Source organism: Paenibacillus bouchesdurhonensis (assembly GCF_900155685.1).
GTDB classification, from domain to species: domain Bacteria; phylum Bacillota; class Bacilli; order Paenibacillales; family Paenibacillaceae; genus Fontibacillus; species Fontibacillus bouchesdurhonensis.
In genome coordinates, this window is record NZ_LT732548.1 from 4,455,811 (window position 1) to 4,480,225 (window position 24,415).

Annotated in this window: 26 protein-coding genes; 1 reads left to right on the top strand and 25 read right to left on the bottom strand. The window is 45.9% G+C overall.

The features are described from left to right. Window positions 1-3 precede the first annotated feature (3 nt). Together CZ379_RS24355 and CZ379_RS24360 are read right to left on the bottom strand one after the other, a co-directional pair. A complete protein-coding gene (locus tag CZ379_RS24355) occupies window positions 4-270 on the bottom strand; it encodes a hypothetical protein (RefSeq protein WP_199925760.1) in 267 nt (88 codons plus the stop codon). Between the two features lie 185 nt (window positions 271-455). Next, window positions 456-725, bottom strand: a complete 270-nt coding sequence (locus CZ379_RS24360) for a NifU N-terminal domain-containing protein (protein ID WP_110933982.1) — start codon at window positions 723-725, stop codon at window positions 456-458. A 203-nt stretch (window positions 726-928) separates the two neighbouring features. Here CZ379_RS24360 and CZ379_RS24365 point away from each other — a divergent pair, with 203 nt between their 5' ends. After that, window positions 929-1,321 carry a hypothetical protein gene (locus tag CZ379_RS24365; protein ID WP_110933983.1) on the top strand — a complete coding sequence of 131 codons (393 nt, stop codon included), beginning with the start codon at window positions 929-931 and terminating at the stop codon, window positions 1,319-1,321. A gap of 147 nt (window positions 1,322-1,468) precedes the next feature. Here the strand turns inward: CZ379_RS24365 and CZ379_RS24370 are convergent, their stop codons facing one another. From CZ379_RS24370 to CZ379_RS24480, 23 genes are all read right to left on the bottom strand, one after another. Beyond that, the gene (locus CZ379_RS24370; protein WP_110933984.1) at window positions 1,469-2,500 is read right to left on the bottom strand and encodes a LacI family DNA-binding transcriptional regulator; all 1,032 of its coding nucleotides are present in this window, start codon (window positions 2,498-2,500) and stop codon (window positions 1,469-1,471) included. A gap of 111 nt (window positions 2,501-2,611) precedes the next feature. Next, window positions 2,612-3,448 (bottom strand): carbohydrate ABC transporter permease, encoded by an 837-nt coding sequence (locus CZ379_RS24375; RefSeq protein ID WP_110933985.1) that lies wholly within the window; start codon window positions 3,446-3,448, stop codon window positions 2,612-2,614. Then, window positions 3,448-4,290, bottom strand: coding sequence for a carbohydrate ABC transporter permease (locus CZ379_RS24380; RefSeq protein WP_110933986.1), 843 nt, complete (start codon window positions 4,288-4,290; stop codon window positions 3,448-3,450). The genes CZ379_RS24375 and CZ379_RS24380 overlap by 1 nt, the downstream gene beginning before the upstream one ends. Window positions 4,291-4,408: 118 nt before the next feature. Continuing rightward, entirely contained in the window at window positions 4,409-5,797 is a 1,389-nt protein-coding gene (locus tag CZ379_RS24385) for an ABC transporter substrate-binding protein (protein WP_110933987.1), read from the bottom strand. A 350-nt stretch (window positions 5,798-6,147) separates the two neighbouring features. Then, on the bottom strand, window positions 6,148-8,778 hold the full coding sequence (locus CZ379_RS24390) for a cation-translocating P-type ATPase (RefSeq protein ID WP_110933988.1): 2,631 nt from the start codon (window positions 8,776-8,778) through the stop codon (window positions 6,148-6,150). Between the two features lie 214 nt (window positions 8,779-8,992). Further along, window positions 8,993-11,272, bottom strand: a complete 2,280-nt coding sequence (locus tag CZ379_RS24395) for a N,N-dimethylformamidase beta subunit family domain-containing protein (protein WP_110933989.1) — start codon at window positions 11,270-11,272, stop codon at window positions 8,993-8,995. A 675-nt stretch (window positions 11,273-11,947) separates the two neighbouring features. Beyond that, the gene (locus CZ379_RS24400) at window positions 11,948-12,943 is read right to left on the bottom strand and encodes a phage tail protein (RefSeq protein WP_110933990.1); all 996 of its coding nucleotides are present in this window, start codon (window positions 12,941-12,943) and stop codon (window positions 11,948-11,950) included. A 2-nt stretch (window positions 12,944-12,945) separates the two neighbouring features. Next, window positions 12,946-13,224 (bottom strand): ketopantoate hydroxymethyltransferase, encoded by a 279-nt coding sequence (locus CZ379_RS24405; protein WP_110933991.1) that lies wholly within the window; start codon window positions 13,222-13,224, stop codon window positions 12,946-12,948. Continuing rightward, window positions 13,224-13,805, bottom strand: a complete 582-nt coding sequence (locus tag CZ379_RS24410) for a putative phage tail protein (protein ID WP_234405008.1) — start codon at window positions 13,803-13,805, stop codon at window positions 13,224-13,226. Before CZ379_RS24410 ends, CZ379_RS24405 begins: the two co-directional genes overlap by 1 nt. Further along, a complete protein-coding gene (locus CZ379_RS24415) occupies window positions 13,798-14,877 on the bottom strand; it encodes a baseplate J/gp47 family protein (protein WP_110933992.1) in 1,080 nt (359 codons plus the stop codon). The genes CZ379_RS24410 and CZ379_RS24415 overlap by 8 nt, the downstream gene beginning before the upstream one ends. Further along, window positions 14,870-15,265 (bottom strand): DUF2634 domain-containing protein, encoded by a 396-nt coding sequence (locus CZ379_RS24420; RefSeq protein ID WP_110933993.1) that lies wholly within the window; start codon window positions 15,263-15,265, stop codon window positions 14,870-14,872. The genes CZ379_RS24415 and CZ379_RS24420 overlap by 8 nt, the downstream gene beginning before the upstream one ends. Continuing rightward, on the bottom strand, window positions 15,262-15,603 hold the full coding sequence (locus CZ379_RS24425; RefSeq protein WP_110933994.1) for a DUF2577 domain-containing protein: 342 nt from the start codon (window positions 15,601-15,603) through the stop codon (window positions 15,262-15,264). Before CZ379_RS24425 ends, CZ379_RS24420 begins: the two co-directional genes overlap by 4 nt. Further along, the gene (locus CZ379_RS24430; RefSeq protein WP_110933995.1) at window positions 15,600-16,556 is read right to left on the bottom strand and encodes an XkdQ/YqbQ family protein; all 957 of its coding nucleotides are present in this window, start codon (window positions 16,554-16,556) and stop codon (window positions 15,600-15,602) included. Before CZ379_RS24430 ends, CZ379_RS24425 begins: the two co-directional genes overlap by 4 nt. 10 nt (window positions 16,557-16,566) lie before the next feature. Next, on the bottom strand, window positions 16,567-17,244 hold the full coding sequence (locus CZ379_RS24435) for a LysM peptidoglycan-binding domain-containing protein (protein WP_110933996.1): 678 nt from the start codon (window positions 17,242-17,244) through the stop codon (window positions 16,567-16,569). A gap of 26 nt (window positions 17,245-17,270) precedes the next feature. Then, on the bottom strand, window positions 17,271-19,172 hold the full coding sequence (locus CZ379_RS24440) for a tape measure protein (protein WP_199925762.1): 1,902 nt from the start codon (window positions 19,170-19,172) through the stop codon (window positions 17,271-17,273). Window positions 19,173-19,373: 201 nt separating this feature from the next. Continuing rightward, window positions 19,374-19,781: a phage tail assembly chaperone gene (locus CZ379_RS24445; protein ID WP_110933998.1), complete on the bottom strand. Its 408-nt coding sequence runs from the start codon at window positions 19,779-19,781 to the stop codon at window positions 19,374-19,376. Window positions 19,782-19,802: 21 nt separating this feature from the next. Next, window positions 19,803-20,261 (bottom strand): phage tail tube protein, encoded by a 459-nt coding sequence (locus tag CZ379_RS24450; RefSeq protein WP_110933999.1) that lies wholly within the window; start codon window positions 20,259-20,261, stop codon window positions 19,803-19,805. A gap of 15 nt (window positions 20,262-20,276) precedes the next feature. Next, window positions 20,277-21,602, bottom strand: a complete 1,326-nt coding sequence (locus CZ379_RS24455; protein ID WP_110934000.1) for a phage tail sheath family protein — start codon at window positions 21,600-21,602, stop codon at window positions 20,277-20,279. Then, on the bottom strand, window positions 21,603-21,797 hold the full coding sequence (locus CZ379_RS24460) for a YqzN/YkzM domain-containing protein (RefSeq protein WP_110934001.1): 195 nt from the start codon (window positions 21,795-21,797) through the stop codon (window positions 21,603-21,605). Next, complete coding sequence (locus CZ379_RS24465; protein ID WP_110934002.1) at window positions 21,790-22,227, bottom strand: phage tail terminator family protein; 438 nt, start codon at window positions 22,225-22,227, stop codon at window positions 21,790-21,792. Before CZ379_RS24465 ends, CZ379_RS24460 begins: the two co-directional genes overlap by 8 nt. Before the next feature lie 447 nt (window positions 22,228-22,674). Continuing rightward, complete coding sequence (locus CZ379_RS24470; RefSeq protein WP_110934003.1) at window positions 22,675-22,923, bottom strand: acyl carrier protein; 249 nt, start codon at window positions 22,921-22,923, stop codon at window positions 22,675-22,677. A gap of 4 nt (window positions 22,924-22,927) precedes the next feature. Next, window positions 22,928-23,959, bottom strand: a complete 1,032-nt coding sequence (locus CZ379_RS24475; RefSeq protein WP_234405078.1) for an HAD-IIIC family phosphatase — start codon at window positions 23,957-23,959, stop codon at window positions 22,928-22,930. Further along, window positions 23,952-24,395, bottom strand: a complete 444-nt coding sequence (locus tag CZ379_RS24480) for a GNAT family N-acetyltransferase (RefSeq protein WP_234405079.1) — start codon at window positions 24,393-24,395, stop codon at window positions 23,952-23,954. The genes CZ379_RS24475 and CZ379_RS24480 overlap by 8 nt, the downstream gene beginning before the upstream one ends. Window positions 24,396-24,415: the final 20 nt, after the last annotated feature.

Here is a 24,415-nt window from a genome sequence, read left to right on the forward strand (position 1 = left end):
GCGTTAACTTATCCGGATTTCGATCCTCACGACAATTCCTCTGACAACTTGGATATCCGGAAACATGCGTGCAAAAGCAATAGTGATCTCCTCCTGATGTGCAGCGGGCTTAAAGAGCAGCACCTTCCGTAGATGATAGGGCTCCTTATCAATCAGAACAATTCGTATCTTCCTTGTCTCTCCGGCTTTCTGAAATGCTTGCTGAATAGAGCGGATCGCATGTATTCCTGCATATCCCCCGCCTATGACAAGGCATGTTAATTCGTTCATCTTCCCATCTCCTTTGTGTTGTTTTCCATGTGACGGCAAAGGAGCCGGATTTGTGACAAAGCAAAAAAAGACGGCTCCCTTAAAGAACCGCCTTTTTTTGCTTTTACAGCGTAATCGCATTTTCACCTAAAGATAAATCCGTAGGATCAGACTTACTGTAGGCTTATTGTAAACCATCTTTTCTGTTAACCGTAAATCTTCTTGAAGACCTCTTCCGCTTCTGCTAGAATCGCATCCCAATCGGCTTCAGGCTTTTTGGTAATCGTTACGAAATCTCTCAAACCAAAGATGTTATCAACGCCTTCGATGCTAACTAGCGCGCTTGCAAGCGGATGGTCTGTCGAGTCGCCGCTCTTGACGGACATACTGCCAGTGCCTTCAAACAACGTCGCACTCGCATTGATCTTCACTGCGTTCGGATTCGGGGTGCCCTGAACATCGACTTCTATTGCCATTGCTGTATCACTCCTTTCCATTCCCCGCTATTGTAGCATGGTTCACTCGACTTGACGAATGCCCTGAAATAACGTGCTTTGGAGAAACGCCTCTCACTGCGATCAAGTTGCCCAAGCACCTCGGACACACTTTGTTCATATTGCGTTCATAATTCTGATATATATTTGGAAATGTCATTACAAAAATTTTCGGGGAGCGTACTATGGTTAATTATAGTAAATGGTTAATCCGCATTGCAGCAGTTTACTCCTTAATCGGCGCATTGATCGGGGCGGATATGGCTGGGCGATATGATTATTCTCTGACACCTGCTCACGCCCATATTCTTGTCGTTGGCTGGCTGACCTTGTTCGTCTACGGCATGTTCTACTATATCTTTAAAGAGATTAGTATGCTCAAAATCGCCAAACTGCATGTATGGTGCAGCATCATTGGCGGCGGACTCATGCCCTTCGGCATGCTTCTCTATTACAAAATGCAGAACACGGCAACCCTGCTTTCTTTCATTCTTCCTGCCTGTGTGCTGCTGGTGGCCATCGCCTTGTTCGTTGTTTTATTATTTTTCGATAAAAAGCTGTTCCGCGCCAATAATTAAAAGTAAATGCGGTTGTCCAGCGGACTACGCGATTTAGTAAATAGCAACTATTATACATAGAGCCCTGTTCTCCCTTGGGAGGGAGACAGGGCTCTTCACATTTCGCCGAAGCAAGCTGGTGTACTGCGCTGCTCTATAAGCGAAAAACTAGTTTAAGCGCTTAGTAGAATTCCTGATGACCAGCTCACCGGGAAACGTTTTATGTGCATGAGTTATTTTCTTATCGATCAAATCGAACAATATTCTAATCGTCTCTTGAGCAATTTCCTCGGTCGGCTGCTTAATGGTCGTAATCGAAGGATTATAGTAGAAAGAAATGTCCAATCCGTCAAAGCCAACGACCGAATAATCTTCAGGCACCCTGCGGCCGGCTTCGAATATCGCTTTGCAGGCTCCGATAGCGAGACTGTCCGAGACGGCATAAATCGCCGTGAACTCTTCACCGGACTGCAGCAGCTCCTTCGTCACCTCATATCCGTTCTCCATCGAGTAGCTGTCGATATCTTCCCGCATACTGCGCACCAGCCGCTCATTGTATTCAATGCCGTGCTGCTTCAATGCTTTCTTGTATCCTTCATATCTCAATTTACCGATACTTACATCGTCCATAGGAGCCGTAATGATCGCAATTTTACGATGCCCCTCATTGCATAAATAGTCAACGATTTTATGGCTCTCTTTCACGTCATCGACCGATACGGAGGAATAATCATTAGGATCGAACTCTTCCGTCATGCCGATCGTACTTAACACGAACGGTACGGATAATTGATCCAACTTCTCTTTGGAGTGAGAGAAATACCCCCCGAGGAACACGATGCCCTTCAGTCGTTTCTCCTTCTCCAGTTCGATGGCCACTTCAATTTCATCCTGCTTCTCATCAACTCGCTGCAAAATAAATGAATACTTCTTCCGTTGGATTTCCCTCTCAAACACTTGAATCATCGGGTTGAAAAAAGGGTTGGTAATCCCCTTGATCAGCACCGCAATCGTCTTGGACACCGAGCGCTTTAAATTTCTTGCACTGTTATTCGGCACATAATGATTCTCTTTGATGACTTTCATAATCATCGTTTTGGTCTCTTCACTAATGTCCGGATGATTATTAATCGCTCGGGAGACCGTAGTTACTCCAACGCCGCACATCTTTGCAATATCTTTAATTGTAATAGAAGCCATATTTGTTCTTCCCTTACATCGTAATGTAAACTACCACACCGATACATTTGATTAGAATAGCAGTTAAAGTATTAGAAAACAAGGCAGCTTCCATCGAAGAAACGGCGCCTGTCAGCCCTTAACTGCCCCTGCTACGACACCTTCAATAATATACTTCTGGCATAGCAAATAGAATATGACAATCGGTACAATGGCAAGAACCAGCATCGCCATCATAGCTCCCATATCAATCGAGCCGTAACCGCCTTTCAGATACTGGATCGCAATTGGAATCGTCTTGTATTCGCTGCCGATGACCAGATCGGGCAATAGGTAGTCATTCCATACCCACATCACGTTCAAGATCGCGACCGTGATTGCAATCGGTTTAAGGATCGGCAGAACCACTTTGAAGAAGGACTGCGCAGGATTACATCCGTCGATCATGACCGCTTCTTCAATCTCAATCGGAATGGACTTCACAAATCCACTGAACAGGAAGACAGATAAGCCTGACCCAAAACCTAAATATATAAAGATGATGCCAATCGGATTGTCAAGATTCAGTACGTTTGCCGTCTTCGTCATCGTGAACATCACCATTTGAAAAGGCACGATCATCGAGAAGACAAAAATATAGTATAGCATTTGATTGAATTTCGTCTTTACTCTCGTAATATACCAGGCTGTCATTGACGTAAACAGCACGATGACACCCACGGAGAACACTGTAATAAATAGCGACATGCCGAATGCTGAGATGAAATCCGTCTTGGCAATACCGCTTGTATAGTTGCTGACTCCCGAGAACGTCTCGCTATTCGGAAATAAGAACGGGGTGTCGCTGATAAAGAACTTTCCTTTAAAAGAGTTCATCAATACGATTAAAATCGGTGAAATAAAAGCTACGGCTAGAACGAATAAAATAAGAAATATAAGAGCGTCTGCTCCTTTATTTGTCTTTTGCATTAGCTCTCAACCTCCTTCCTTCTGGTAATAAGAAGCTGCACCAGCGCAATTAGAGCCACCAGGACAAAGAACACAACGGCCTTAGCCTGACCTACGCCTTCCCAACCCGTCTTACCATAGAAGGTGTTGTAAATATCCAATGCCAGCATCGCTGTTTGCTTCGCAGGCGCACCTGCAGTCAAAGCCAAGTTCTGGTCGAACAGCTTGAAGGAATTCGACAGTGACAAGAACAAGCATATCGTGATCGATGGCATGACTAGAGGCAGTGTGACATTGCGCAGCACTTGGAAACGGGAAGCCCCATCGATCTTCGCTACTTCGATCACGTCTTTAGGAACGTTCTGAATGCCAGCTACATAAATGATCATCATATAACCGATCAGCTGCCAGTTCATTAGCACAACAAGTCCCCAGAAGCCATATTTCGCATCATAGGTTAAGGTGAGATCAAAATTATACAGTACGCCGTTAATGATAAGCTGCCAAATGTAACCGAGCACAATCCCGCCGATTAAGTTCGGCATAAAAAACACCGTTCGGAACAGATTCGTGCCCTTCTTGCCACGGGTCAACAACATGGCGAGAGTGAAGGCAAACACATTAATTGTTAGTACCGATACCAAGGTGAATTTCACCGTAAACCATAACGCATTCAAAAAATCCTGATTCGAAAACGCCTTGACGTAATTGCTTAATCCTACCCACTTTGCATCATTCACGGTCGTAAATTCCGTGAAGGACAGATATACACCTAATAAGAAAGGTATGACAAAAGCTACCGAAAAGGCGATGATCGTTGGCAATGCAAAAAGGGCAAAGTATTTCTTTATCGACTTTTGCATGTTTTCTTCTCCTATCTCAGTTTTAAACATGATGCTATAAATGCCACTTATTCACCGACCATCGTATTGGTGCCACTGAGCTGCTTCTTCAGCCCAGTGGCACCGCCTGCACTAAAACTTATTTAGCCTTCTCTGCCTTCCAGCTCTCCGTGAATACCTTCACGACTTCATCCCAGGCTTGGTTGCCTTGAACATATTGCAGAAGCGCATCGCCAAACTGATTTTTGAATTCCTCGCTTGGGAAGGCTGCGAACGTCCAAGGTACAGAGGTCACGTCCTTCTCCATCCAGGTCATTACTTCTTTAGCCAGTGGATCGGCCGGTTTCTCATCTTCATTAAATGTATTGAACGGCGCGATAAATCCTAGCTCTTGCGTAACGTACGCTTTTCCTTTATCGCTGGTGAATAGCCACTCCAGGAATTCGATCGAAGCTTGCTGTTTCTCAGGGGATACTTTGCTGTTAATGGAGAGGTAGTTCTCTGTGCCGATGGCAAGACCCTGCTTCTCTTCTCCGCTCATGCCCGTGTAGATCGGCAAGAATTTAATATCCTCGGCTTTAACTACGTTACCGCCTACTTCATTAATTTGTCCCCAAGCCCAGTTCCCGTTCTGAACCATCGCGGCTTGACCAAGCGCGAATTCGGCCATGGAGTCGGCTACGGATTTTCCGCCCAGAAGTGCTCCCTTAGTTACCGAATTGTTCGTATACAGGTCAAAAATATTTTTGAAGTTGTCGCCATATTTGAATTGAACTTCATCTGCTGCCAGACCAGCCATGACTGTATTGTCGAACTCCGTATTATCCTTGAATTCATAATACAGCGGCAGGTTGGCTAAGTGAGTTTGCCATCTCCACTGCTCGCCTGCACCTAGTGAAGTGGAAGCGAATACACCTTTGATGCCAAGCTGATCCTGCTTCGCTGTCATATCTTCCACAACAGCCTTCAGCGTATCGAAGTTATTGATTTCAGATGCTGAAGAAATCGATACTGCCTTGTCCGGCAGGGCAAAATACTTTTGCATAATCGCGTCATTATAGATGATTCCGTAGCCTTCCACGACGTAAGGAATACCATATACACCATCCTCACTCGTTACAGCAAGGCTCGGATCGGATAAGTAGCTGTAGAGCTTCGTATCTTTAAGATCCAACGAGTAATCTTTCCAAGCCTGATAGCCTACAGGACCGTTGATTTGGAATATTGTCGGCGCGTCCTTCTTGGAAATTTCCGATTTCAACTTCGTCTCATAAGTTCCGCTTGCCGCGGTAACAACTTTTACCTTAACACCAGTTTCCGCTTCATACTCCTTAGCGATCTTCTCATAAACCTCAGCAATTTCTGGTTTAAAGTTTAAGAAGTAAATCTCTTTAGCTCCACCAGCCGCGCCTTCGCTTTTGCCGCCGTTTTCGCCGGCCGCCGAATTATCGCTCTTACCGCATGCTGCCAGCACAGTAACCAAAGTGAGTACAAGCATAATTCCTAGCATTTTCTTAAGCTTGTTCATCGTATAGACCCCTCTTTCGTTAATGAAATATCGTTTGTCATGAAAACCTTATGCAATAATCATGATAGCGTTTTCGGGAACGTTTCCGAAAACGTAATCGGAATCCTTATCGGTAACGTTTTCAATGACAAGGCTATAGTAGCACATGAAGCCCAAACTTCGCAATCCCATTTCTCGTAATTCAAAAAAAATTACCATTGGAAGTTTTAAACAGGGGGCATCTAACAAAAAGCCGGATCGAAAAATATGGCGTTTCCGTCCGGCTTTCTATTTCAAGGGCTCAATGGGCAGCCCCGTTGTAAAATTACAGGTGTTTTTTTGAGATGTTATGGCTCAGCCGCTCCTTATTCCTACGCTTGCTTCGCCGCGCCCATTCGCATGAACACCTTGATAACCTCATTGATGATGAGTGGGATCAAGGCTAGGCCAATCACAACGCCCCAATCTGCAAGGGACAGGTTGTGGACTTTGAAGGCAGCTGCCAGGAACGGAATGCTGATCGAAGCAAACTGAAGCGCCAACCCAGCAATGACCGCACCGACCAACAGCTTGTTAGAGAACAAGCCGACCTGGAAAATCGATTTCGTGTCGCTCCGCTTCGAGAATGAATAGAATAGCTGCGATGCGGCAAGTACAACGAAGGCCATCGTTCTTGCATACGTCATCGCCTCTTCGGATATATTCGCCGAGTTCATGCTGAAGCCGTGCTCTCTTAGGCCTAAGTAGAAGGCAACCAGTGTCAGGGAGCCGATCAGAATACCGCCGAGAATCGCCCGAAATGCTGCACCTCCGGCAAAGAAGCTCTCTTTCGGATTTCTCGGCTTCCGCTTCATGACATCCTCTTCTCCTGGATCAACGCCAAGCGCAATCGCCGGCAAGGTATCAGTCACAAGGTTCACCCAGAGGATTTGTGTAGCCAAGAGCGGCAGCGGCCAGAAGAACAGAATTGATGCCAGAATGGCAACTACCTCACCGAAATTACAGGACAGGAGGAAGGTAACGGTCTTGCGAATGTTCGCGTAAATATTTCTTCCTTGTCGAATAGCATGCACAATGGTGGTGAAGTTGTCATCGGTTAGGATCATATCGCTGGCGCCCTTGGATACGTCGGTGCCGGTAATTCCCATCGCAACGCCGATATCGGCATTTTTTAGTGAAGGCGCATCATTCACCCCGTCACCGGTCATCGAGACGATATTGCCTTGGGCTTTGTACGCCTTGACAATCTTCACTTTGTGCTCGGGCGAGACGCGGGCGAACACACGGATGTTTCTGATTTTCTGAGCAAAAACCTCATCGGAAAGCTCATCAATTTCCGCCCCCGTCATGCTTTGATCGATCGAGTCGGCAATGCCGAGCTCTTTAGCGATCGCTACGGCCGTGTTCCGGTGGTCACCAGTAATCATAACAGGTGTAATTCCCGCCATCTTCGCTTCACGGATGGAATCCTTCACTTCAAGTCTCGGCGGGTCAATCATGCCGACAAAGCCAAGTATCGTTAAATCCTGTTCCATCTCATCCGGAGATAGAAGCTGTTCCGTATCTTTATACGCGGCACCGAGCACCCTCAAGGCATCGTCGGACATGCCTTCAGCTGCATTCAAATATTGCTGCTTTAGTTCCTCGGTCAGAGGAACAACCTCCCCGCCTACGACCGCAGAGGTGGAGATATTCAGCAGTTGATCGATTGCCCCCTTGGTATGGACGCGGTAGCCCGTTCTCGTCTTATTTAGCGTAGACATGAGCTTGCGGTCAGAGTCGAAGGGCTTCTCGGAGACTCTCTTATATTCAGCCTCCAGCGATTTCTTTAAAATATTGTTTTGTTCCCCGTATACGACAAGTGCAACCTCCGTTGGATCCCCCGTGCTTTCCCCGTTCTCATATGTTGCGTCCGAGCAGAGAACGAATGATTTAATCAGCTCTACTGGAGGCTCGTCACCGAGCGGAGTAGCGGTATAGTACTTCACAACAGTCATTTTATTTTGGGTCAAGGTACCCGTTTTGTCCGAACAAATAATATTGACCGAGCCCAGCGTCTCCACGGCAGGAAGCTTCTTCACAATCGCGTTGATCTTCGACATTCTGGTCACGCCAAGGGCGAGGACAATGGCGACGATGGCCGGCAGCCCTTCCGGGATAGCCGCCACGGCCAAGCTGATCGCGGTCAGGAACAACTCGAACAAATCACGCTTCTGAATAAGACCGATAACAAAAATCAGTACGCAGATGCCAATGGCGATGAAGCCCAGTGTCTTGCCAAGCTCTTCTAATTTTTTTTGCAGCGGGGTCAGTTCATGAATGTCCTCATCAAGGATCGTCGCGATTTTCCCCATCTCCGTGTTCATCCCGGTAGCCACCGCAATGCCTTCTCCCCTACCATAAGTAACAAGGGTAGACATGAAGGCCATATTGGACATATCTCCAATCGGTGTCTTGGGATCATCGAGCAGGGTTGAGGCGTCTTTATCCGAAGGGACGGACTCCCCGGTCAGAGCCGATTCCTCAATCTGCAAATTGGCGCTATCCAGCAGCCGAAGATCAGCCGGTATGTATCGACCTGCGTCCAGAATGACAATATCCCCGGGAACAATGTCCTCGGAATTAATCTCCTTCACCTCTCCTTGACGGCGAACGAGCGACCTGGGCGTCGTCATTTGCTGCAAGGCCTCAATGGCCTTCTCCGCCTTATGCTCCTGGAATACACCGATCAGCGCATTAAGCAGAACGACAGCAAGAATAATGATGGCATCCACATATTCGCCTACGATGAGAGTAACTATTGCTGCGCCCAAGAGCACATAAATGAGCATATCCTTTAACTGGGCTAAAAATAGAGCAATCATGCTTTTCTTTGGCTTGCCCTTTAGTTTGTTCGGCCCGTGCTGCTCCAGTCTCGTGCGTACTTCTTCCTCAGAAAGCCCCGCAGCCGGATCGACCTGCAACTCCTCGAGCACTTCTTCCTGTGATTTCGAATGCCACATTAGAGAAACACCTCTTATTCTTGATAAAATGCATGTGTTGTTACCTATATTGTAAACCGAATCGACCAGAAATAATCGATTGGATTATTACTATATACGAGCCAGATCATAATATGTACTCAAAAATCAATCAGGTTATAGCACAGCCAAAATGAAAAAAGGGAAGCTTCCTGAAATGGCAGCTTCCCTGATAACAACATTGACTATTCAAGCACTATATTTTTGCGCCGTTAACCGTAGATGCAGGCTTTTCCTTGGTTAACATGTGTTTCAAGACATTTTCAGTAATTATGGCAACGTTATTATCATATTCGTTCCATGGCAGACTTCCTGCCCAGTTGATGGATCCTGTTGAGAATACTGCCCCGCCGCCCTCTATATCAAAATAAGTCATATCCGCACGCACCAATGGGTGAGTGCTTCCTCCTTGATTCGGCATCGTATTAAGCAAATCCTCATGCACAAATTGATAATTATCGTCCAAAGCCACTGATGTGGCAAGCCATAACGTGTGTTGGGGGGTACCATATCCAAGGTCGTAACGATCCACCTCGTCACCAGCGGCTCCACCTGATGCATAACCAAAGTCGCCAATAATCTCATTTTCACCGATGCCCTCAAAGATAAATTGTGCTGAAGGATGGAAGCTGTCCTCAAGGCGTTTATAACCGCTAGCTGTACCGCCACCTAAAGCAGTTGTGCCGACACCTACTAGACGCTGGGGAACGTAGCCATAGTGGCGCCAAATGCCCCCCGGTTCCCCCGTAGTACTATGAAAGAGTTCCCCAGGCGGCGAATCAGAAGAACGGGAACCAGCGTTGCCACGCCGTACTTCCAACAAGTAAGGACGATCCGGATCAAGGCTTGTAACCCAATAAAATCCGTTCCCACCAAGATACATCAGGCGGCCCCCTTCTGCCAAATACTGCTCCAGCGCCTTCATCATCGGCCGTGTCCAATATTCAGGGTGGCTGCCAGTGATAATGACTTTATATTGACGAAGCAGTTCAATTCCCTCGTTATGCAAATCCTCGTCCGTTACCGCATCGTAACGGTGCCCCTGCCGCTCAAGCCACCCCGTAATATACATGTCCGCCGGAAAATGGCGTACAGCACGCCAATTGGTGTAATTGGGACGAAAGTTCAACATTGGACGAAGCCTTGACGAAAATTGTACTCCGAAGCCATCACTATGCAAATCGTAAATTGAGCTTCCAAGTTCAGCATGCTCATCCAAATAAACATCTTGTGCCGGCAAAACATAATCATCATCTAAATAATCCTGCGCTAGTTTAAACAGCCGCTCATTTGCGTAAGCCAAATACGTGTTCGTTGGCGCTAAATACAAAGCCTGAGCAGTCGCAGTTCCCCGGGAAGGGCGGACGTAAAAAGGAATGTAATCCACAAAGCCGTCGGCCTCCAGTTGCAATGCGTAGACCCCGCTTTCTAAGTTCTGCGGTATTTTCCAGGTTATATCCACCTCCCAGCCTGCATCAACGACATCATCATCGTGGAAATGAACAGCAGCATACTGTTCTGGAGCAATCCGATAATCCACCTGTTCCCCCGTCCAGTTATAACTGGTTACTCCTCGTACGCCACCTTGTCTCAGCATACCAAGATAGCTGCCAGATGATTTGTCCCAAAGCTTAGTCGAGGATATATCTTTACTGAAATCATAATCAGCAATCATATCAATCTGATCCGCAGCAGAAATACGGCCAGCGGCAAACTCACGTAATTGATGCTCGTTAAAATATTTACAGAAGAAACGTGGATTGCTAATTTTGCCGTTATAGTGGCATCTTGTTCTTCCCTTTTTCCCCGGGTCGATATCCGCCGCAAGCAGGACATGCTCCGTGACAGTTCTGGAATAGTCGAAACCCGCCTTTTCCGTATGGAACTGTAATTCATTTACTTGGCTCCATCCAGTATATCGATGTGAGAATAGCATTACAGATTCATTCTGTGCTGAATATTGCACTGCTACGAAATACCATTCCTTCGCAAGCAGCGGCTGATCCGTGACCACACCAGCACTTTTCCCGCCTGCAGCTTCGAGTGAGAATGCCAATTTTCCATCCCTAGTTAATGACAATCTGGCATAGTCTGTACATTCAGTGGAACATGCAGACCAAATCGTCTGCTCGTTGTCATATTTCGGAATCGTAGGATAAATCCACATTTGTACTGAGAATTCTCCATCTTGCAGCCATTCTGGCGGTAAAGTCAGTTCAGCATATGAACCAGCTAGCGTTGTTTGTCTTCGTCCTTTATACTCTCCTGCACAATCCGCTGGAATCAGCTTCGTCGGCACTTCAGTTGAATTGTTGGGGTCTGGCATTCCGCCGCATAGCTTTACAATATTGGCCATATAGACTTCGCTTGCAGTATCAATCATGAAATTGATGTCCTGTCCCGGCTGTACACTAAACTCATCCGCATAACCGACAATAGTTACAGGTGACGTTGCAGCAGCAGATTGCTCATTCATTATAATTCCTCCTTCAAAATTTTCGAATATTATGTAAAATATGAATTAGGTACAAATAATTACAAAAATTATACCATATGTATTTGTGTTATGAATACAGGAAATGGATCTTCCCCCAATAAATTATCGGATATTTTGATATACTGATTTTAAAGCATAGCAAATAAGCCTCCATTTAATGGAGGCTTATGGAATAAGTGGTTTCTTTCTTAATCCGCGTATTACCGCTAGATAAGCGGCTCTTCGCAGGCACTTTGAGCTGCCCTATAATTAGAACTACCATATATCACCTTTCAGTTTGAAATTATGTTAAAAAAATACGCCTTGTGGCGTTCATTATGGCTATTCTGCTATTTTCAGTTCCCGAAACTTCCTCGTACCTCTCAGCAGCGAGGTGTTCATAGTTGCAAATATCGACACTCCCTGTATCATTCTTATACACAAAGTGTCCCGGGTTGGCCACGAGCTCCTGAGCCCCATTTTTTAAGCTTAATGACCTCAGCACACTTTCTAGCGAGAAGTTAACTGATCCTACCATATCTGCAAGTATGAATAAGGATCGACGTCAAATCTTTAGCTTCGACTGCTTCAACGCAATCCTTGGACTGAAATATTCTAATCATCTCTAACCCCCTTCGTTCACTTGGTAAATAATTTCAACATAACTTTAACCTTTTATCCCCATGCTCTAACAACAACGTTATAGATAGTTTTGCTAGAATTTCCAACGTGTCGGTAAAGCAGTAGGCCATTTAATGGTTCATCGCGATTATAGTTTTCTTTACCGATATATAAATTACCAGGAACCGTATACTGCCACAAATAGTTGTTATATATAGTATGAGACAACAGATAGCAAATTCCATAATCCAAATCTGTTGGTGAGTTCTCTAATGGATTTGATTTATAGGTTCCAGTAATCATGGCAATCTTTGGCGTAAAAGGGAGTTCTAATGTACTACTTACACTCGGATTGATCCTATTTACAGTATATTCGTAGTACAATTTAGGTTCTAGAGCCCCTAGCACCCCGAATATATCAACCTCGCTCCTTATATTATTAGAATCTAAATCAGAATCTCCCAATATCGTAATTGCGCTACTATAATAACCCGCCGCTTTTGTCTGGTTCGTCGTCCCCGGCGTTACAGTACCACCTGAGCCCCGGTTAGGCATGCTCCCGATCAGATTATTTGCACCGGCATTACTAAACGTTCTGCCACTCAACACGTCCGCTGTAACTGCATTCCCGGTCGCCTTTACGATAGAATTGAGTTTTGCAATCAACGAATCCCAACTCTCACTCGTGGATGCCGAAATCCCTTTGGCAACAAGCGCGGCAACCACTTCCGCTTTTCGCTCATTGCCAAGCTGAAAAGCCGAATCAGCCCTCGCCTGCGCTGTTGCCGCAGCAGTATTAGCCGCGTTCGCCGTAGTTTGCGCTGCTGTGGCTGCATCATACGCCGAATTTACTGCCCGGGGTGTTGCTGCCAAAGTCTCGCTAGTGCTGTTCGTAGCATTAGAGAGCTTCACGATCCCCGCCTCCGTTACTGATGCCGAAGGGATTTCGATATGATCCACATCTTCACGCAGTTGATTGATCTCTTCCCCGATCGCATTCATATCCTGAGGTTGAACCGTGCCATTCAAACTCCAATCTGTCCTCGCCATCCTTACACCTCCTTAGCTTGTACCGTATGCAGCAGAAGAGTATCAGTCGTGATCGGTACATAAACGTTATTGGTTGTTTTAATGTTGTTATTCGCATCCTTAAGCTCAATTTTCGTAACTAGCGAAACATCGGCGGCTGGGACGATATACTGCATTCCCACGGTTGAACCGGTTACTTCCTTTACACTAAAGCTTGTAATCTCAACCGTATCATTCAACACGACCTTTGAAATATTCGCATCAACAAAGCGAGCCACATCATTCAAAAAAGAGCTTATCATCACTTCACCACCACCTCCGGACCGAAGTCGGCAAATGGTTTTTCTCCCAGCTTCCATTCACCTAATTTATAGTTCCAATAAATTTCCTTACTAGTGATCCTTTCTTCCAAGCCGAGGACGTCCCCTAAACTGGTTTGCTGCTGATAGATCATGTTCGCAGGCTTTAACATCTTAACCGTATGTTCAACCTCTTTAAATACGGCTGCATCATCGAGATTGGTTGTAACGTTTAACTTAAAAGCTTGGGGATCTACACTGACAATCGTGAGTCCAGCCCCCACCAAAAAATCGAGCTGACGCTGCAAATACCGCACAGTAAACGGCGGTTTCGTAGAATACCGATTAATCAGCCGCTTTCGTCTGAACTCTAGCGTTTCTGTGGCAGGGTCGGCCTGTATGCCTAGAATCTTTTCCCGTCGTTTAATCGCCTGCATCGAAGCACTAACTACGAATTGGTCATCCAATAATTGGTCAACAACCTGCTCCACGCTAATAAATTCCTGCGACTCCGTCTCAGTCAAATCCACAAAATCCACGACATCATGGTATAAGTCCGGGAGATACTGCATGAATCTATTCACTCAGCGTCACCGTCCCCATGATTGGGATCTGTTCATCTGTCAAAATGACATTCGCTGCCGCTCCATTCAGCATCGTATGGGTCACATCTACTACACCCTGCACAGTCAAAATGCGAGATTCGATATGCGCGACGCGAACGATCAGAGATGAGTCATTGGCCCATGCTTGCCGAAGGGATAACAGATAAGCGCTTATCGCCTCTTCAACGTCACTTTGTACTTGTCCCAAGACGGCCTCGGGAGCTAGCGTCAATGATGCTGTGACATCCATTATGCGCCCCTGGGCACCCGTGATCGTTACCTCGTGACCAATCGGCGCCAGTCCCAATCCCTGGCCTTGATTTTGTTCTGGATCAATCCTCGTTTGAACTTCGTCTATCAGCGTTTGAGACGGCTGGCTGAAATCGGCTGCGAGAATTGTCGCCTTCACCGTCCCCCCGCCATTCCATACCGGAAATACTTTAACGCCGCCTACACCGGAAATTTCGTTAATCTTTTTCTTGTAATCCGCGATGTTGCCGCCAAAAGGCTGCTCGTTAATCGCATCCATGTACCGCTTCCGCAAAGCTTCATCACTCTCTGCATCCTCTCCCGGTACGAGTACATCCGTCAATTCAGCACGAACCAGGCCTGCAACATAATGGATGGGAAGCATTCCCCCATACTCCTGATTGCCGACCACCCCCGGCGTTTCGCATTCTACAACCCACTCGCCAGTACCGCCCCTGCTGACTGCAACATAATCAAGATCGTTGATCGAGAACCTGGACCCTGCTGGCACATCGATAGGTACGTTGTTGGAGCCATAGAACAAAGCTTTACGCCTTGCTTTCGTTGCTGGTTCACGGTGAATCCCGAACTCGGCTGTACGCCGTTCCAAATACTCTGCTGTGGCCGTATCGGCGTATGCAAGGTTGTTGTTTATGTCCAGTTCGATGTACATCTGGGCCAGCTCCGCTGCAGCAGGAGCCAGAGCGTCGTAAATAACTGATCCCTGGCGTTTATCGACATGATGGGATACCTTATCTAGCATCCTTTGCAAAATATGTTCATAGGTTTGGTGTTCATACATTTATTGTCACCTCGCTTTTAAAATCCCCGAAGGTAGAAACTACCGTAAACGTGGCTAGCGCTTCATCCCCAGTGATTGTGATTTGCATGTTTTCCACCCCAGATATTCGGTTGTCCGCCAATAGTGCTTCCTTTATAAGACGATCTATTTCTGATCGCACATACCCCTGACTTCGCCCCTGCAATCCTGTTAATTCGCTGCCGTAATTCGCATCATAGATAAGATGTGCGAATCGGTCGGTTTGGAGTATTTTATACACGGCTTGCCTGACTGCATCCAAACCTTCAACCATGCCCGTGCACCGGCCTTTATGAAAATCTATGCCATATGTCCGGCTCGTTTCCAGGGCCGTCTCAGCCGTCATTAAATTGCCGCCCAACGGTATCATGATCCCACCACCTTATCTAGCACCACATATTGCTGTCCCCCCTGCATTCTTAACAGCAAAACACCGTCACCCGCCTTCAGCCCCTCGCGAATAACGATCTTTTCTGTTAACGCATCCTGGGTCGGAATGCCATCTGTGTGATGGCTGTGTTTCAGATCAATTTCACACCTGGTCAGCTGTTCAGTCAGAACAAAAAAATCCTCATCCAGCAATAAACGCTGATCGACGAGGATTTCCAGGGGCTGTTCTTTGGTCACTGTACCAAACATGACCGCGACAGGATGCTCTGCTTCATTCAGATTCATGGTGATTTGCTTTATCGCATTGGCTAGACTCATTCGATCACCTTCAATTCAATTTGCAATGTGTATTCTTCGCCGCTGAAACGGTGGGAACATTCCTCAACCAAGTAAAGCTGGTTGATCGCCAATTCCCCGATTTCCATATGGATGTAGCAGCCAGCACGAACGGACGGATCCCCTAGCGCATCCACCTTCAAACTTTTGGTCTCGCGGTTTTTCAGCTTGATCAACTGATCGAGAAGCTGACGAATTTGGGCATCATTCATGTTCTCGTCTACTTTTTCGTAATACTGTAGTCTCCCCCATTTCGCCATATTGGCGCTATCCTGAGCGATATGCACATCCCGCTTCTTGGTGTCCTTGTTGTCACGCACCAATTTGAACTGGTTATACGTTTCGCTGTCGATGCTCTTTTCAAAGCTGAACCCGGTCATCAGACTCCCGTCCCCGATAGCTATATCCAGCTTCATGTCCTTTACATTTTGTAAGGCCAGCTTGCCGTAGTCGTCGTAAAACACGTAAATGCTTCCTGTGTTGACCGTTGTGAGTGCTAGAGCTTTGTCGATGATATCAATAAGCTTCTGACCGTCCTCAATCAGTGTGGGAAGTGCATATTTGGTATCAGCGATATAGCCCCACTTCAACTCGAAGTCGTTGGCAATCTGCTTGATAATCGCTGCTGCCGTCTTGTTCTTAAATACGTAAGTATCTGTCGTGGTTAAATATCGAATCTGATCATACGCTTTGATCTTTAGCGTTTCTTCCTGACTCCTGCCGATTGAAAATACATAGCCATAAAAAAGGGGCTTATCATCATACTTCACCGAGACGATGTCCCCGTTTTGAATCAGATAGTTACGATCTTGCAGCATCGTAAAATCTAGGCTTCCCGGCTTGCCGACCCTTGATGTTTTCCAGGTTGCATCCGTGACAAGCTCCGATATATCATACATACCGCCTTGTTTATCGTCCGTCATCACTTGCAGCATGTTACCCCTCCTATGGCAGCTTAATAACTTTACCAATGGGCAGCCGTTTTAATTCACTGTCTTTGATACCGTTCAGTGTTTGTATTTGCTTATATTTACTGCCATCGCCCAGAAATTGTTTAGCCACTTTCCAAAGGTTGTCTCCCGCGACAAGAGTATACGTTCCAGGCTGTACCCGAGTATCTGCACGCGACGCTGACTGATTCTCAGACAGTACCGTTTCTTTGCCCGTTGCATCCTGCTCGACTTTGACCTTCTTCGCGGCGTAAAAGCGATATTCTTTAAACGAAAGTTGGTAGTGTATGTCCCCCACAGCGCCGCCTTCTTCACTCCAGCTAAACTTTTCAATGCTCACTGCCATATTAATATTCAAATTCGAACCGGTGAGCACCAACCGAACCGGGCGTTTTTTACTTCGCCAATCTTCAATTCTATCAATGTAATAAGCCGGCCTGAACATAGCGCTGCGCTCAACATTAACCCCCGGAAACCAACTTGCTGGGAATAAGCTTTCAAAAGCAATTTCTTTCAGCTTCATATTCTTGATGACGTTAATTTCGCCTAACATAGATATATCGTATGTCTTACTATCCCCGCTGGATTGAACCTCAATTTTACCCGGAAGCACCGGGAATTCTATGGCTTCGGCTCCATTGTTGAATGACAGGGTGAGAGTGTATTTATCCACGGATCCCCCCCCTTTCTACCTTTAATTTAAGCGTATATTCTCGACGCACTCGATGCTATTTCTTCTTCCAATGTAACTGCAATTTGCGATATGATCGAATCCAAATCTGCTCCATGGTTAATATCCCCGGTGCTAACGGATACGGTAGGTGTTAGCGTTACAAAGTTTTGGATGGACTTCATTTCTGCCAGCTCACGCATCGTTTTGAGGTCTTCACTACTGATGTCCACCTTGTCTTCAATTTTTCCAACACTACCCACTTTATCAACTTTGTCAATGGATGCTGCAGGCACACCGGTTTGACTGAACAAAGAGGCGCTAGATCCCCTAGGGCCGCCTTTCGCTTCTTCATCGGCTTGTTGTTTTGCTCTATTCGCAGCCCTGTCCGCCATCATATCCGACAACTTTTGATCTCGTTCCTGTGCCTTTTTCGCAGCTCTCGCATAGGCTTCGTCTTTTTCAGTGCCAGCAAAATCAGCGATCTTGCCAGCTATATCCTCCATGTTAAACTTCCCTTGTAACGCAAACGTTGACCCAGTAACCCTGTCTATCAGGCTTAATATGACATTTATACCATTGATGATGTTATTGATTACATGGTCAAACAATTTCCCGATCGTTTGCGACCAAACAATAAAGGGTACCATCATCCATTCAACCAACTGCCAGAAATACGCCGGAAGCTGATCAAATATATTCAGAATAAAGTTCCACGCTCGCATAACACCAGCTACAAAATTGTCGTTGGTTGTCCACAATTTATAGAGGATCAAAATTAAGGATGCAATCAAAGTTATGATTAAAACGATGGGATTAGCGTTCATGATCGCATTCCATAGCGCCTGGGCTGTGGCTGCAATCCTTGTAGCTATCGTGCTCCAGTTTATCGCTAAGGTTAACCCCGCGATCGCTGCTGCCAGCCCCCATACAATCGGGCCGAGAAGGGACCAATTTTCAGAGAAGAAGCTAAAGACTTGAGCTGCATACTCAACTAGTTGAATCATCCACGATACTGCCTCGGATATGCCCACTGCTAATCCATCCAGAAAATTTGCCACGGCATCAGACTGCAAGTAAGTGGTTAACAAGACTACCAGTTCAGTAATTCTTGCTAATGGGCCTCCTGCTTCCCCTAAGCTCCCGACCCAGCCTTTAATGATATTGTCGAGAACGGTCATCGCACCACCAAAGGTCACCGGCATGTCCTCGAACATCTTGTCAATGTCTCCCGATTGTTTCTGAAAGGCCTTAACAAATTGATCGGCTGTAAGCTGATCGTTAGCTGCCATTTGCATTAATTCTCCACCGGAAATTCCTAATCCACCCGATAATATCTGCATCATGGCCGGGGCAGTATCCAAAAGGTGGCGGAGTTCATCCCCTTGCACAACCCCATCTCCCAACGTTTGGGACATTTGCTGCATAGCATTTTCAGCATCTGCTGCTGAAACTCCACTAATCACTAGAGATTTATTGAATTTATCCGTGAAATCAAGCAAATCATCATTGTTCTTAAATAAACCTTGCGTACCTACTCCAAGCTTAGTTATGAGTCCGGCTGTTGCACTATAACTCGTCCTGGTTCTATTGGCTATATCTAAAACTTGCTGCTGTAACCCAGCCTGGGTGCGCAAACCATCATTAGCAAAAGCTAAACGGGCGTTGGTATTAGCCATGTCATCGGATATCGCCATGGCACCACCGATCACCCCCCCTAGTTTTTGGGCAAGTTTCACCCCCTTGGCTATAACACCAAATACAAGACTTTTAACTGAGGATTCCGTTTGCTTCAAGCCATTGTTAATAGTTATATTTGCATCGTTTAATGTGGTGTTGATTTGCTGGTAATTGTTGTTGATTACCTGTGTCATATGAATAATCTTCTGGTAATTGTTAATCATGTTCAGAGTCGCTTGCACTGTTGCCATTTTGTATTTCACCTTCTTTCGAAGCAAATAACTATCTCTTCATTTTTTTCGCCGCTTTATCTTCCGCTGCAACCCTTTCATCAATGCAAGCCATAACAAAAGCCCTCTCTTCTCTAGAAAGGGCTAAAAACTCACTGGGCCATTTATGAAACTTGTGGAGGGCATAGTAAGCATAATTCGCCTCACTGTCGCCCTCCCTGATTAGTTTTTTGCTTCTTCCACCAGATCCTCCATCCCAACATCAAAACCGCTCAGGCGTTGGATGTGTTCAGCAAGCGTTGCAAGCTCACCGGGCAACAACACTTTATTTACATATTGCTCAGGAGTGGAACAACCAAGTTTGCTAATGGACTCCGCATCTTTAAAGTCAGGTACTAGCGTATTATTGATGACAGATGTGGTGTTAAACTGCTGTGCATTAAACTCTACCTTCCCTTTTTTATGAATGATGGTAGAACGTTTGCGAAGCTCCTCAAAATCAGGACCTGTCATGGCCTTAATCTTGAACTTTAACAGATTTCCCTCTGCATCTTTAAAGCGCTTGGACACGGTCACTTCTTCCGTCAAACCATCAATAGGGTTAGCATTCAAAAATTCTTGCAAGCTCATATCGTTTCCCTCTTTCTATCATTAAATAGTATTAAACATATCCGGCATGTCCACATCCTCAAATGTGAACGGAATTTCCTCTTCCAGCATATCGTCGCTGGTGGCATCAAATTTGGAGAGGAGCAGACTATCGACATTGCAGTTTTTAAGCACAATTGTTTGCTTCCCCGCAGCACTCCCCGGTTGCTCGTTGACCATCATCAAATCAAACCAAAAATCCTCACCTGTTTTAATATAGTTGATCATCAATTCCCTAAACATCGACGTTACATAATAGACCGTCAGTGTACCAGTGCCTTTCCATCCAGCAGCACGCTGTGGCGTATTCGTTTTACCGAGCACAGGCACATCCACTTTGTTTTTCTCAGCAGTGGCCTCCCCGGTCTTACCGTAGAGCAATTCCTCCACCCGTCCGTTGATGGTTACAAAAGCTCGTGCAGTCTTGCCGCTAATGGCATCTTTAACATTAAAAACTCCCATTGTTGAACCCCTCCCTTAACGTACTGTGACACTGATATAAATTTTTTCGACGCTATCCACGACTTGAATCCAAAGATTAATTCCAATGGAATCTGAATCCTTGCCCGGCAAAACTTCAATATCCTTTTGAGAATCAAAATTTTGGATCGCACCTATAGCCTGCAGGCTCTCGAGATAAGAGATCGCTTCAGCTTTAAACAGATTTCGCCCGTCGGCATCATTGGATACCTTGCCAAGGAAATGCTGTTTGAACACTCTGGATATATCATTAGCAATGGCGTCCAAGGTGCGAATAATCCGGTTTTTGCTAAATGGCTTCCCCCGGTCCATCGTAAATGTCTTAAGTGTATTAATATCCTGCACAATTCGTGCCTGGCCGTTATCGACAGTAAGCACCATTTCGCCGTTACTAATCGCCTGAACAAGCTCAGTCTTTGTATATTTCGGTGACACATCGACTGCGTTAGGAATCACCGCATAAGTCAACGATTGGTTGACGTTAGCAGCTGCTTCCATAGCTGCAATCTCCCATACCAGATAGGTCGGTTCTACCGTTAAGCCATCAGCGGTCACAATACCGTTTTTCAGGCTAATTACACCTTCATGATCCGCTTCAGGATAGTTGCACAGTACAGTCTGAAACTTCTTCCCCTCGTTCTCCCGGAGACGCTTGGTATAAGCCGTTGCGAGTGATTTAATGACACTATCTTCTGTAGGCACCGCCAACACCTCAAATTCCTCCGCCTCAAAGGCTGCAAGGGCTGCAGTATATTCCCCAGCTCCGCCAGAACCGTCCGCCCCGCCCTCCAGGGAGGTCACAGCAGTGTCTGTCAATACGCCTGTACCGCTAAAGTCCACAAAGTCATTGGATACGAGATCCTCTGCTTTTTCGACCATCTGGACATCCACTTCCTCCTGATCCACATACGTGATGACATTAAAAAAGCCCAGCATATCTATGTTGGACTGGATCGAAACTTTCAGATCATTTCCTCGCGGGCCGCCGTATTTAGCCGTCGCGGTCAAACTACCTGACACGGCGCTTGCCTTCACTGCCCCGTTTGCTCCTAAGCGATAAATCAATACCTTATTAACATGGGAAAGTGCCGCGGCAATATGCCTGATCCGTGGGTCGACTGCATGAAACCCGATAGCAGCTAACGAGTTCTGCATAAATGTGCTTGCTTCAAGTGTCGTGATTCCTTCTTTCCCCCAAGGCAGATGAGCGGGAACCGCCAATATACCTCGTTCTCCTAATTTACCAAGTGCCTGTGCTTCAGATTTGAAATTAATGTATACATCAGGCAATACTTTATTTTGTGTAGTCCAAGTGCCGCCCATTTATTTCACCTCTCTGTTCATAAATTGTTCTACTAGCTGTTTCGCTTGTGCGATCGAATAAGTCTTGTAATCCTCCAGCACAATGCTAAGGATATCTCGATCAACACCTTGCCATTGCTCAGATTGCACAAATTGTTCCTTCGTAAAGCGAGCTGCATTCGCCTTTTGCTTTGTATCTTCTTCTTTTTTAGCCATAATTTAAGTACCCCTCCTGCTCGAGTGTTTGCATTTTTGGCATTTCCGGCTTCGGCTTCCACAGCCAATAGTTATAATCCACGAAGAAATGTAATGTCTGATCATTAACTTCATGCTTCATATTAATCCCCCGGTATATTTCGCCATCGATCTCTACTGTCGCTAGCGCATCATAGAGTATTTCTGCGGTTGCATGAGCCTTTTCGTTGTATTGCGGCCCTGTCGGGAAAAAGGTAATGTCGAAGGTATGAGTGCGGTGATAGCGCCTGCCCAGTTCTTGTATTTGTGATGTTGTCAGCATTTGAACCATGAAATATGGTCTTTCCAGGCCCTGCTCACTCTCTTCGTCATAGACTGTTATGCCAGGAAATGCTTCCGCCAGAGCGTCTGCGATTCCCTTACGAATGCGATTTGAACTTACTTTGTTCATAGCAGCACCCCTTTCTGCCATTCTCGCGTTGATTTTCTTCGTAAATAAAAAAAGACCGATATACTTCGGTCATGAGTATGCCTAATCCATTCGCAATTCGGGCGGCATAGGGGTATTAGGCGGCAAATCAGCTAATCTTTCCTGCAGTGCGTTCATAGCCTCCTCCTCCTCCTTTCGATCGTCCATCGTGAGCGGAAATTGATCTTACCACAACAAAAAAAGCCGGCAAAATTGCCAGCCATGACATCAAGTGTCTGCCCTTTTGTGGTGTCCATGAATCTAATTCCCACACTATCATTATAGCCCGGTTATTTTGGCAAAGTCGGACAGGCTTTGGTCAAGGAGCGGACAGGTTGCGGCCTTTGATTTGTATCATATGAATCAGGATACTCTCAACTATATGTACTCATTCCGCATAAATTGGGCCCTGCGCTAACAATCTTAGCCCTAACCATATTTACTTTTAATTATCCAATCTGTTAAACTTCCGACACTTCGAAGTGAATCCAAGGCCAGATCTTCTTCATCAACGGTAAAATCAAATCGTCTTTCTAACTCCGCCAGTAATCTGATCATTGTCATCGAATCCAGAATACCCGAGCTGCCAATCAGTTCGGTATCTATATCAGCCTCCGGCAGCCCAAGTACTAAATGAATAGCCTCCAATATTCCCTCTTGAACTTGTATACGCTCCATACCTTTATTCTCCTATCTCAAGCCAGTCAAATGTTCTGCTTGAAAGCGGCAGCTCTAGTTGATAGTTAATGTACTCCTTATCTCCCTGCTCCTTTAGCTTACTGAAACCAAGCATTTCCAATAGCAAACGAGCAGGCAAATTACGTTCCTTTCGGGCCAGGAGGCAATGCATCTCCCTAACCTGAGGCCATTTTAGCACTAGACGCCTTAGTACAGTATATAAAAATGCCGCAGCCACTCCACGCCCTTCAATTCGGCAGGAAACACAGAACAGCCTGATTTCTATTGTGCTTCCCTTAAGAGCGATAAAGCAGGTGCCAATCAAGCCATGATCTCCAAAACGATCCTTCAATCTCGCTACATAAATAATATGTTGCTTCCACTGGCAAAATGCTTCAACAAACGGGCGGTCAATACGCTCCAGCAGGCTATTCATCTGATTGGTTCGACGCGATAACTCAACAATTCGCGCATAATCGCCAGGACTGGCCTGTTGTATCTGAAGTACCATTTGGCATTCCTTCAAAAACTGTTCGCGGCTGCCTTGAAATACTTTTGCCGCTGCTTCACGCTGCTGCCGTGCATTCATATAATGTCTGCGGTTTGCAGACTCCTCTGTTACATCCCTAACCTGAAGCTCGGGATAATTAGGCAGCTCTAAATAATGCTGCGCATCATAGGTGCGCACCTGGGGATAGTAATAATTCATTTCAAACCGCTCAAATGAATCATTATCCACGAATGCCAGCGCCTCCAAGCCAATATTCAGTTCCATGGCTATCTGCTTCAAGCTTATCGCCTTAGAATTAAAATGGCATTGCAAAGATACAAAATATTGGGCTATGCCCAGTTTCTCCAGCTTGCTAACCACCTGGTCAAGTCTGTTGCGGCTTGCGATACTATGTAAAATACCGCGATGATCCAATTCGGCCAGCACCAGTTCTATACCTGGACGCAATATAATATTGTCGGCATCCTCCCTTAAGATGCCTTCCCAGATCGTATCATCCAAATCCCAAACAATGCATTTAATCATCTGACTCACTTACCGACAGCTCCATCGTTAGATGCATGGGCCTGAAGCCATACTTCTTATACAGCAGACGCATCGGTAAATTTTCGACATGCACCTTACCGACAATGTGCTCTACCTGTTCCCTGCGGCAATAAGCTATTCCTTCTTCAAATAGCTCTTCCACATAACGGGTTCCTCGCAAGTCTGGAGCAATATAGAAGCTTTTAAAGTTGGCATACTTTTCCTTCGTAATCGAATTTTCACGTGGCGTGATCCACATCCAGCCGCCAATACTCTCATCTACCTCAAGGATAAGCATGCCTTTCCGTTCATTTTGGCTAGCCTTCTCAAGCTTTTTAATATGAAACTGCGGGTCAATTACAGCATCGCGCCCAAATGAAATAACAGAGATTTCAATTTCAATTTGAGCCACCTGTACTATATCATGATGTTCCATCACCCGGATCGGCATTTCCT